10 protein-coding genes and 4 pseudogenes are annotated in these 10,766 nt (G+C 57.7%); 10 read left to right on the forward strand and 4 right to left on the reverse strand.

All coding sequences use genetic code 11. The annotated features are described in order from the left end of the window. Positions 1-518, reverse strand: a 518-nt coding sequence (locus tag ACTJKX_RS36630; protein WP_440727283.1) for a DUF1269 domain-containing protein, incomplete at its 3' end; no start/stop codon positions are given. Positions 519-833: 315 nt separating this feature from the next. On the opposite strand from ACTJKX_RS36630, the gene ACTJKX_RS36635 reads away from it, so the two are divergent. Continuing rightward, positions 834-1,034: a hypothetical protein gene (locus tag ACTJKX_RS36635; protein ID WP_440728330.1), complete on the forward strand. Its 201-nt coding sequence runs from the start codon at positions 834-836 to the stop codon at positions 1,032-1,034. A 25-nt stretch (positions 1,035-1,059) separates the two neighbouring features. Here the strand turns inward: ACTJKX_RS36635 and ACTJKX_RS36640 are convergent. Further along, a pseudogene (locus ACTJKX_RS36640) lies at positions 1,060-2,183 on the reverse strand (IS3 family transposase). A 541-nt stretch (positions 2,184-2,724) separates the two neighbouring features. Between ACTJKX_RS36640 and ACTJKX_RS36645 the strand changes: the two are divergent. The 5 genes and pseudogenes from ACTJKX_RS36645 to ACTJKX_RS36665 all read left to right on the forward strand — a co-directional run bounded on the left by ACTJKX_RS36645 (position 2,725) and on the right by ACTJKX_RS36665 (position 5,252). Next, positions 2,725-3,360 carry a DUF746 domain-containing protein gene (locus ACTJKX_RS36645; protein WP_440728331.1) on the forward strand — a complete coding sequence of 212 codons (636 nt, stop codon included), beginning with the start codon at positions 2,725-2,727 and terminating at the stop codon, positions 3,358-3,360. Between the two features lie 120 nt (positions 3,361-3,480). Beyond that, positions 3,481-3,852, forward strand: coding sequence for a hypothetical protein (locus tag ACTJKX_RS36650; protein ID WP_440728332.1), 372 nt, complete (start codon positions 3,481-3,483; stop codon positions 3,850-3,852). Positions 3,853-3,940: 88 nt separating this feature from the next. Then, positions 3,941-4,195, forward strand: a pseudogene (locus ACTJKX_RS36655) (IS21 family transposase); the annotation flags it as partial. 27 nt (positions 4,196-4,222) lie between these two features. Then, positions 4,223-4,396, forward strand: a pseudogene (locus tag ACTJKX_RS36660) (DDE-type integrase/transposase/recombinase); the annotation flags it as partial. A 154-nt stretch (positions 4,397-4,550) separates the two neighbouring features. Next, entirely contained in the window at positions 4,551-5,252 is a 702-nt protein-coding gene (locus ACTJKX_RS36665) for a DUF930 domain-containing protein (RefSeq protein WP_440728333.1), read from the forward strand. A 178-nt stretch (positions 5,253-5,430) separates the two neighbouring features. Here ACTJKX_RS36665 and ACTJKX_RS36670 read toward each other — a convergent pair whose 3' ends face one another. Then, the gene (locus ACTJKX_RS36670; protein ID WP_440728334.1) at positions 5,431-5,655 is read right to left on the reverse strand and encodes a hypothetical protein; all 225 of its coding nucleotides are present in this window, start codon (positions 5,653-5,655) and stop codon (positions 5,431-5,433) included. Positions 5,656-5,981: 326 nt separating this feature from the next. On the opposite strand from ACTJKX_RS36670, the gene ACTJKX_RS36675 reads away from it, so the two are divergent. Continuing rightward, entirely contained in the window at positions 5,982-6,224 is a 243-nt protein-coding gene (locus ACTJKX_RS36675; protein ID WP_440728335.1) for a hypothetical protein, read from the forward strand. Continuing rightward, entirely contained in the window at positions 6,209-6,634 is a 426-nt protein-coding gene (locus ACTJKX_RS36680) for a hypothetical protein (protein ID WP_440728336.1), read from the forward strand. The genes ACTJKX_RS36675 and ACTJKX_RS36680 overlap by 16 nt, the downstream gene beginning before the upstream one ends. Before the next feature lie 81 nt (positions 6,635-6,715). Here ACTJKX_RS36680 and ACTJKX_RS36685 read toward each other — a convergent pair. Beyond that, positions 6,716-6,901: pseudogene (locus ACTJKX_RS36685) on the reverse strand (IS630 family transposase); the annotation flags it as partial. 204 nt (positions 6,902-7,105) lie between these two features. On the opposite strand from ACTJKX_RS36685, the gene ACTJKX_RS36690 reads away from it, so the two are divergent. Both ACTJKX_RS36690 and ACTJKX_RS36695 read left to right on the forward strand, forming a co-directional pair. Then, positions 7,106-9,406 carry an FdhF/YdeP family oxidoreductase gene (locus ACTJKX_RS36690; protein WP_440728337.1) on the forward strand — a complete coding sequence of 767 codons (2,301 nt, stop codon included), beginning with the start codon at positions 7,106-7,108 and terminating at the stop codon, positions 9,404-9,406. 2 nt (positions 9,407-9,408) lie between these two features. Further along, positions 9,409-10,766: cytochrome ubiquinol oxidase subunit I (locus tag ACTJKX_RS36695; protein ID WP_440728338.1), on the forward strand; the 1,358-nt coding region annotated here is incomplete at its 3' end.

The raw sequence follows: 10,766 nt of genomic DNA on the forward strand, positions 1-10,766 counted from the left end.
GTCGGGGCAGGTGCTGCCGACAGGGCTTCCTGCAGCTTCTGCTCTTGTTCCGGCGACAGCGAGGTCTTGATCACCCGTCCCTTGAGGCCGCTGAATTCGGCCAGGACCTTCTCGGGTTGGACCTTGCGGACCAGCACGAACAGGGCGGAGGAATTGTTGGGAATGGTCTGGCCGAGCGACTTGATGAAGTCGTCGTCGATGCCGTAATCGGCGAGCGAACCGGAGAGGGCGCCGACGCCCGCACCGACGGCGCCTCCGATGGCGAAACCGGCCAGCGGGTTGAGGAAGAGCAGGCCGACAAGCCCGCCCCACAACGCACCGGAGAGCAGGCCGGAACTTGCACCGATGCCGGTCAGGTTGATGCTCTGCTTGAGATGAACCTTGCCCTCGGCATTGCGGGTGACCACCACCGCATCCTCGAGATCGACCAGATATTCCTTCTTGAGCGCGTCCAGCTTGAGCAGGACCTTGTCGGCCTCATCGATGGAATCAAAGCCGACGACGATAAGATCAGACATCAAAAACTCCTATTCGGACCACCCCGGCAATTGCAAGAGGTTGATCTAAGTTACTACAAAGCTACGTTTTTACACTCTAAGGGCAAACCAACTCTCATTGGCTCGATTGCTTCCGCCCTTGCAGGATACCAATCTCTCGATGTTTTGAGAAATCAAATACAATTCTTTGCGCAGGAATAAAAGTATTCCATTAGTATTATTTTCATTAAAAATTCATTTATGATCAACTCATAATAGTACGGTGCAGGGGCTGCGAGAATCGGCTGAATCTACTCGAACTCGGATACCTAAGCCTGCAACAGCTCGAGGATCAATATGTCCGCCAGACCGGCAAACAGCCACTTGAACACCTCCGAAAATCGCCAGGGAAATCGGGTGGTGATTGCTTCATCTGGTTTCGAGAGGGATTGGAACGTGGAAATGGTCGAGCAGTCGCCGGATTTGTTCGATCTCGACGATAGGCTGGCGGAATTGATCGCCAAAGGTGACGACCTGACCCGTGTGAAGAGTGAATAGCCCGAGATTTGTAGATACCCTCGGGTTAGATTTTCTGCTGCCTCTCGAACGCTACGGGCGACAGCATCCCGTTCCTGACGTGTTTGCGTTTCGGGTTTAGAACATTTCGATGTAGTCGAACACGTGCTGGCGAGCTTCATCGCGTGAACGGTAAACCCTGCGACGTATCCGCTCTCGCTTCAGAAGATTGAAGAAGCTCTCGGCCACCGCATTGTCATCGCAGTTGCCGCGTCGGCTCATCGAGTGAACCAGATTGTGGTGCTTCAGGAACGAGGCCCAGTCCATGCTGGTGAACTGCGAGCCCCTGGTCTGAGTGGATCAGTACCCTTTCCTTCGGCTTGTGTCGCTACACCGCCACAAGCAGAGCCTGTAGAACGACGTCGGTGGTTTGGCGGCTCTGCAGTGCCCAACCGATCACACGACGCGAATAGAGGTCGATGACGACGGCGAGATAGGCAAAGCCCTCGCAGGTTCGAATGTAGGTGATGTCCGTCACCCAGGCAGTGTCTGGAGCCGTCACGTCGAATTGCCGCTCGAGCGTATTATCGACGACGATAGACGGTCTGCCACCATAGATGCCGGGGCGCTTATAACCGATCTGTGCCTTGATCCCGGCGAGACGGGTCAGACGCGCAACCCGGTTCGGGCAGCACATCTCTCCCTGATCGAGAAGGTCGTCGTGCAGCTTGCGATAACCGTAGACCTTGCCGCTCTCTTCCCACGCCTGCAGGAGCAGATCGGTCTGTTGCTTATCCTCGTTGGCTCGCCTGCTCAGCTGGTTCTTCAACCAAGCGTAAAATCGACTGGGATGAACCCGCAGAAGGCGGCACATCGTTCGCACCGAAAAATGCAAGCTATGCAGGGCAATGACCGCGCACTTCACTTTGCATCCTTGGCGAAATACGCGGCCGCTTTTTTAGGATATCTCACTCCTCGGTGACGCGAGCCAGTTCCTTCTTCAGCCGTCCGATCTCCTTCGCCTCGTCGTTGCCCTTTGCGTTCGATGCCAGCAAATTTCTTCTTCCATTCGAAGAACGAATGCTGGCTGACGTCGAGACGCTGCGAAACCTCTGCAACCGGATAGCCTCGTTCCGTGATCTGACGTACAGCGTCGCGCTTAAACTTTTCGCTGAAATTCGATTTGCTCATGATGCTCCTCTTGCCTCAAAATTAGGAAAGAAGGCGTCTACAAATCTAGTGGCTATTCAGCGTGGGATCATCGACGACCTACGCGTGGCGAGAGGCGGCCATGGTCCTTCGCGCTCTCACGCGTCGTCTGACCTCCAATCTCCCAAGCCTCGCCTTCGGAGAAGTCCACCATAAGCTCACCCACCCAACCGCACTGTGTGCGGCCGGAAGGATCCGCTGCCACCACCGATGCTGATTATTGAAAACCACGATATGCCCCAACGGAAACACAACGGACGGCGGGATCTTTTAGGCGAAATTACGGGTATAAATGACAACACACCGTAGTCGTTTCGCAAAAAATTCAAATCGATAAATATTTTATATTAGTGTCATATAGTACCATTGGTATATAGTTGTTTATGGAATAAACATTTACGTGCTGGACGGGGTTTAGGCGTTATCTGTACAAACCAGCATGGGAACAAATCCGCCCCCGAACGCAACACTGGCAAAGAACAAGCTCGGGTCGCTCTCAAGGCCGGAACGCGAGCTTGATCCGATGCTGCCCAGCTTCGTGCGCAAGGGCAAAGGTCCTTCGGTCGACCTGATGGTCACGACTGAGGACAAGGAACTGAGCGCCTTCCTCACCGTTGCGATTGAGGAGGCCTTTTCGCTCAATCCCGAGCCTCCAGCTTGCCCGCATTGCCGCAGCGGTCGCACGATACTGTGCCATAAGGGTACCGTTTCCAACGGCATACCCTGCTTCACTTGCCGGGATTGCAAGCGTAGCTATTCCAGGCGGACGGGCACGCCTTTGCAAGGCTTCCGTGAGCGTCACAAGTTATTGGACGTTGTCGCGATGCTGTCCCAGCAAATGCCGGTCATCGAAGCTGCACGGCGCCTGGAGGTCAGCCGGCACATGCTCAGCCGATGGGTGCCCGCCTTTCGCCAATGGCTTCTGAAGCTCGATCCATCGGGGCATATGGAGGCTAAGGTCAAGCTCGGGCTCAGACCTTCCATCAGACAGTTGCCTTGCCCCCATTGCGGAAGGCGGGGCCATCTACGCCCCTGGGGTTACAGTCCCCGCCAATCAGGGCAAGACGACTGGATCCAACGCCGCCAGTTCACCTGCGATGCCTGCGGCCGCAGTTCTTCCACCATGGGGCACGAGGAGATCGCAGCGAAGGTGTCCTAGTGGAAGAGAGCTCGATGCGCTCGTGGTTCCATCACCTGTGCCTTGACAACGACCACCCCGCCACAAATTCGGCCGCCATTCCGGCACCTTGCGAGATAGGCGGGCCAAGGGGAATATCAAATGGAAAGAGTGTTGGTTGAGCTGCGCGCAGAAGGCACTCACTTTATCCGCGTCCTACAACTCGCCAAAGCGACTAATCGAGATGCCTTGGTCGAAGCAGTGCTGGCCTTCCGCATGTCTCTCTACAATTGGCCTGCCCCCGGCAATGGCCTTCACAGGCACGCAAGACAACGCCGCGCGGCCATGATGCTGGCCCGAATCTATATCAACGCCGCCAAGCGATGGCGGCGGCCAATACCCGCGGAGCCAACGCGTATGATCGATGGTGTCATCTATTATTTTGCCTACCATCCACCGGACGGATTTGGCTATTATCCCTCTTTTCGCATTTGGATCCCAACAATTGGCAAATCTGCAAAGCGCGGTCGTTGAAAAGGACCCTTGCTTCTGAAACGTCGGCATTGCGATTGCTCGGAGGGGCATGAGCTGTCACCATCGGCTCGTTTCGTCAGCTGATACCGGCATGGAGTGCAGCTTCCAGACCTTTGGCGGGATTCCTCGCAAAGTCCTGCTCGACAATGTGCGAGCTCTGATCCTGCATCATGATCCATCGAGCCGCGAAGTAGTGCTGCATCCCAGGCTCCATGCCTTTGCCCGCCACTGGGGCTTCCGGGTGCGGGCGTGCGCACCCTATCGGGCCCGGACCAAGGGCAAGGACGAACGCGGTGTCGGCTATGTGAAGCGCAATGCAATAGCAGGACGGCGCTTTGCCAGCTAGGACCGATCGGAGGCGACGAGATGCAACCAAACCTGGGCGATGGACTTCGTGCATGATCAACTGGCGACCGGCAAGAAGCTGCGGATTCTCACTATTGTCGACACCTAGTCACGGTTCTCGCCGGCGCTTGATCCGCGCTTCAGCTATCGCGGCGAGGACGTCGTCACCACGCTCGAGCGGGTGTGCCGTCAGCATGGCTAGACGCGCTCGCAACCGAGTTGCAAGCGGCGTCCAGGAGCAAGACAGTTTCACCGATGAGCTATGGGGCGATATCTGGTGTATATCGCCACTTCCGCACTCGTCGCCATCCTGGGGCGTCCAGCTCGTGGCGGCCGCGCCCTGACGAGCCTTCATGAGAGCAAGTGTGGCATCGTGGGCACAAGAACGGTTCAGTGGCTGGGGCATTGCCGCCTCCACGCTTCTGCACATCCTGATCAGCGCTTTCGTCTTGCTCTTGTCGACCGCCCAGAAACTGCCCGATCAACCGCAACAAAGCATCGAGGTGGAATTCGTCACGCTCCCGCCAGAAAAGCGCGAAGTGCCGTCCCAGCCCTCCTTGCTGCAGCCAGAGAACGTCCAGAACGCGGAAAAACTCGAAGCGCCTCCCCAGACGCCGGCGCTTCCAGAAATTAGCCGACCCCGCGAGGAAACACCGGCAATGGTGAAGCCATCACATATGCTGTCGGAGAAATTATTGGCCGATCCCCGCAGCCGACAGGCCCGGGAGCAACTTGCGCTGCTCGCGCCAGACGAGCGCGTTGAGCAGCTATGTAATGCGGAGGCAATGGCTCAGGTAGGAGCGTGGAGCAAAGATCTCAAGCCGGATCGCGTTGTTGCTTATGCGATGGCCGCCCCAAAACTGTCAGGAAATTCTCTTTCCGCCGATGGTGCAGCGTTGCATAGCAAGAAGAGCTGGTATCGGCTTCGGTTCAAGTGCGACCTCACACCAGATCGCAAGAAAGTCGTCGCATTCGGATTTCTCATGGGCAACCCGATTCCACGAAAGGAGTGGGGAAGGCACAGCCTTCCTTCCGAGGATAAGGCACTCGATTAACTGACATGTCATACTAACGCGCTCTGAGGCTGCCTCATATCGGGGATTTTCAAAGCGGTGAAAATCTGATTTGAGATTGCAGGCACATGGAGACTTGCGATTGCGGCGGTGATTTAGGGCGATCTGACTTCACATCGATGGATTTGCGCCGGTTTACGCGAGGGTGTGGTGATCCTGATCAGGTTTGGCGGCTGTCGGCGGTGGTGCTGATCTTGAACATCATCACCGTATCGTATGGCGGCCGGCCTCCTTTGGAACCGTCCGAACGCTTCAAGGCCTTGGCCAACAGAGTGCCGAACACTTCCCACGGCACAACGCTGCCCAGCTTCTCCAAGGGATCGCCGGCCTCACTCAGCCGAGCATAGCGCTCGTCAATGTCCCAAAATCCGGCCTGTCCCCACATCCAATCGTCTCCGCACAAATCAACAACGGTGATGGAATCAAATCCCGGACGAAAACGCGAGGTTTCTAGAGATGTCTAATTGAATCCGTAAGTATATACCGCCGCTCAATCGACTATGAGTGATAATGATGGACTGCCCAACATGGAGATGTTACCTCAAGGCTGCAACGTTATCCCCCGTATAAAGTTTTGAAATTCAGTAAAAAATTGCGGCAACAAGTTACCATCGGCACATAGTATAAATATCTTTATATGCATTATTAATTGCAAGAAGGGGTTTTCACGCTAAAATAGGTCCACTTTCCTGTGAAAATGGACCTATACATATGAAGCATATACTGACTTTTCTGACCAGATTCGTGGCTCTCATTGCAGTTATTCTCTCCACTACTGCAAGTGCCGTCGCTATGGGCATCGGCGGTGGTGGTAATGGCGGTGGAGGCGGGAGCGGCGGCGTCGCCGATGCGGGGATGCGCGCCTTCATGCTGAAGTTGGCTTTGCCCTTGATCGTGCTGGGCGCGAGGCGAAAGCCATTCGTCATTACAAGGTTTCTTTGGAGGGCAATTTGACCGAGTCCGCTAGGCAGGAGGTATATTTTTGTCTTGCCTCTTCGTATCAGAATATCCGCAAGTTAACCTTGGTAATGAGGATCGCCAAAGAAGGTGCTCGTGAATTCCCCGACGTAATATCATTACAACCTATGATAGCATTGTTGGAATGTGACAGAGGTACCTTCCGGATGGCAGCATCCATGCTTTTCAGCGCGATTTCTACTCACGCAGATAATGAAAAGTTGAACCCGTTTAGATGGTTTCTGGCACGAGAGAGCCGCCGTCTCAGGCGGAAAGCGAAGACTCCATGGGATGCACTAACCGACGCGGCATTAGCTGCCACAAGGCCAAAGACGGTCGAGACCAGTATCGAATCTTCCATTCAGTTATCTACCTGCAGACCGCCACCAATCGTTTTCTCGCTGTGATCGAAGTGGCTTCGAAGTGAAGCAGCCCCCTAAATTCCCGGACACGAGTCACCCTTATTTTAAGGGTGATACCAACGGCGGCTAAGTGTGACGGACGTGAGCCCATTCGCGACAGCCAATTGAGGTTATGAGCTGTGGCAAGGCGGCGAGCTTGTTCCAGGCACCACAAGCTGCGTCGATGATGTCTTCATAGCTTTCAAACACGCGATTTGAGAGCCAGTTGGCGCGCAGATATTGCCAGATGTTCTCGACTGACGTCACAGGTGGCCGGCTTCAAATTGGAATGCATAGCCGGCTATGCCGGAATCCTCACCCCGCGTTACGGGTCCTTGTTGACCGATGAGTGCTGGGTGTTTTTTCGTACGTTTTCTAAAGACTACGCGACGAGATTGTTCGGGGGTGAAATAGAACGACCGGGTTTGCGGCTCGTATCAGGCTGCCTCTTCCAAATCTTCGCCAAAGGAGTGGGACGTGTCCAATAAGAAGAGCATCGAGAGCTACAATGAGCCCGCCGGCGGCTGGGGAGCGCTCAAGGCGCTCGGCGAGCACCTGGTCGAGCAGGGCATTGCTGTGAAAGGGGCGACCACTCTCCTACGCATGAACCAGCCAGAAGGCTTCGACTGTCCCGGATGCGCCTGGCCCGACCCAAAGCATACGTCTTCCTTTGAGTTCTGCGAGAACGGAGGCAAGGCAATTGCCTGGGAGGCGACTGCGAAACGATGCACGCCGGAGTTCTTCGCCGCCCATACGGTGAGCGAGCTCGCGAGCTGGACCGACTACGAGCTCGAGATGGTCGGGCGTCTCACCCATCCAATGGTCTATGACCAGTCGAGCGATCATTACGTGCCCATCAGCTGGGAGGACGCGTTCGCCACGATCGGCCACCATCTCTCCGCGCTACCCGATCCGAACATGGCTGAATTCTACACCTCCGGCCGCACCTCGAACGAGGCGGCGTTCCTGTACCAGACTTTCGCTCGCGAATACGGCACCAACAATTTTCCCGACTGCTCCAACATGTGCCACGAGGCGACCAGTGTGGGGCTGCCGATGTCGATCGGCGTCGGCAAGGGGACAGTCCTGCTGGACGACTTCGACAAGACGGACTGCATCCTGATCTTCGGGCAGAACCCGGGCACAAACAGCCCGCGCATGATGACGACATTGCGCGCAGCCTCGCGTCGAGGCGTGCCAATCATCTCGTTCAACCCCTTTCGCGAGCGGGCGCTCGAGCGATTCCAGGCGCCGCAGAATCCGATCGAGATGGCCTCTCTGACCTCAACGCCGATCAGCTCACGGCTGCACCAGGTGCGCGTCGGCGGCGACATCGCGGTCATCAAGGGCATGATGAAGGTTCTCGTGGAGGAGGACGAACGCGCTCATGCCGAGGATCAGATCGAGATCCTGGATTGGGATTTCATCCGCGGCCACACGGTCGGCATCGACGGCCTTGCCGCCGATGTGAAGGCCACGCGCTGGGAGGACATCGAAAGCCGCTCGGGACTGACTCGCGAAGCCATCACCGAGGCTGCACATGTCTACATGAAGGCGGAACGCGCCATCCTCGTTTTTGGCATGGGCCTCACCCAGCACCGACATGGCGCACGCAACGTGCAGCAACTGACTAATCTGTGTCTCCTCAGGGGCAATATCGGCAAGGACGGAGCCGGGATGTGTCCGGTGCGCGGCCATTCGAACGTTCAGGGAGACCGCACCGTCGGCATCACCGAGGTTCCGGCCCAGGACTTTCTCGATCGATTAGAGCGTCACTTCGGCTTCAGGCCGCCATCGGCGCACGGCCACAACGTCGTCACGGCCCTTGAGGCGATGGTACGCGGTGACGTCCGCGTCTTCATCAGCATGGGTGGCAACATCGCGGCTGCCATTCCGGACTGGCGCGTCACTCATCAGGCGTTCCGCAATCTGTCGCTGACGGCCCATGTCTCCACCAAGCTCAATCGGAGCCACCTTGTTCATGGGCGCGAGGCGTTGATCCTGCCGTGCCTCGGGCGTTCCGAAATCGACGTGCAAGCGACGGGTCCGCAATCGATCACCGTCGAGGATTCGATGTCGATGGTTCACGCATCAACGGGCATGAACCAGCCGGCCTCTGAGCACCTTAAGAGCGAGCCGGCGATCATCGGCGGCATGGCACGCGCGACGCTCGGCAGCCGATCGGTCGTCGATTGGGAAAGTCTCGTCAACGACTACGACAAGATCCGGGACGCCATCGAGGCGGTCTTTCCCATCTTCCAGGGATACAACGCCCGCATCCGCGTGCCGGGCGGCTTCCATCTGATCTCGACAGCGCGCGAACGCATCTGGGCGACGCCGTCCGCCAAAGCGAACTTCCTCGTCTATGACGGCCTTTGCGAGGATCCCGACCCCAAAGATGATGACGTTCTGTGGCTCACGAGTGTGCGGAGCCATGACCAATACAACACGACGCTCTATTCGCTTTCCGACCGCTATCGCGGCGTCTTCGGCCAGCGCGACGTCGTGTTCATGAGCGCCGAGGAAATCGAGAAGCGCGGCTTCACGATCGGCGAGCGCGTCGATCTTGTTGCCGTCTCACACGATGGCGTTGAGCGAGTGGTGCGCAATTTCCAGTTGGTCGCGCATGCCTTTCCCGCACGAAGCTGCGCCGCCTACTTTCCGGAAACCAACCCGCTCGTGCCGCTGGAGGCGCACGACCCATTGAGTTTCACACCCTCCTACAAGGGCATCCCCATTCGGCTCGTCCGGGCGGAATCCGAAACAAGGACGGCTTGATCATGGATCCCGTTATCCTCGCGCGATTCCAATTCGCGTTCACCATCGGCTTTCACATACTGTGGCCGACCCTGACCATCGGGTTGGCGGTCTTCGTCGCGATGCTGAGTGGATTGTGGTGGCGCACAGGGCGTGTCGTCTACCGCGACCTCATGCAGTTTTGGATCAAGATCTTCGCGCTGGCATTCGGCATGGGCGTCGTCACCGGCCTCGTGATCAGCTACGAGGTGGGAACGAACTGGGCCGGCTTCTCGCGATCCGTGTCGAACGTCGTCGGCCCGCTCTTCACGTACGAGGCGCTGAGCGCGTTCTTCCTCGAAGCCGGTTTCATCGGCATCGTGCTTTTTGGACAGGGGCGCGTCAGCAAGGGCATGCACTTCTTCGCATGCTGTATGGTCGCCTTCGGAACGCTTCTGTCCGCCACCTGGATCATCGCGTCGAACAGCTTCATGCAGACGCCGTCGGGTGCTGTGGTGGATGCCCAAGGCATCTTCCACACGGTGGACTGGTGGGGGGTCGTGTTCTCCCCGTCCTTCCCCTATCGCCTCGCACACATGGTCTGCGCGAGCTTCGTGACGGGCTCGTTCGTCGTGGCAGGCGTCTCGGCGTTCCATCTGTGGCGCGGCCACTATCCCGAGGCCAACCGGATCGCCTTTTCCCTGTCGATGTGGATGGCGCTGATCCTCGTCCCCGTACAGATCTTTCTCGGCGACATGCACGGCCGGAACACTCTCGAATACCAGCCGACGAAGCTCGCCGCCATGGAAGGCCTTTGGGACACCACCAAGGGGCCGGCCATGACCGTGATCGCCTGGCCGGACATGACGGAGGCGCGTAACCTCTATGCGATCGAGATCCCACATCTGGCGAGCCTGTACTTGACCCACAGTTGGGACGGTGAGGTGCAGGGTCTGAAGGCTGTGCCGGCCTCCGACCGCCCCAACGTCCCGATCGTCTTCTTCGCCTTCCGCATCATGGTCGGCGTCGCGCTCATTTTCCTTGGTACGGCGATCACGGGCGCCGTCCTGCGCTGGCGCCGCAAGCTTTATGACACGCCATGGTTCCAGTACCTCACCATGGCGACAGGCCCGCTTGGCTTTGTTGCCGTGCTCGCCGGCTGGACCACGACGGAGGCCGGTCGGCAGCCCTGGGTCGTCTACGGCCATCTTCGCACCGCCGATGCGGTCTCGCCGGTCACGCCGCACGCCGTGGCGCTGACGCTGGCCGGGTTCTTTGTCATCTATCTCACGCTGCTGCTGGTGTTCCTCTGGTTCACTGGTCGGATCGCGCTGCGCGGGCCGGTGAGCGCCGACAAGATGGATCCGCGCCAGATCCGTCCGGGTCTCGACCGGAGTGCGCC

The organism is Labrys sp. 22185 (assembly GCF_052045555.1).
Lineage (GTDB): Bacteria > Pseudomonadota > Alphaproteobacteria > Rhizobiales > Labraceae > Labrys > Labrys neptuniae.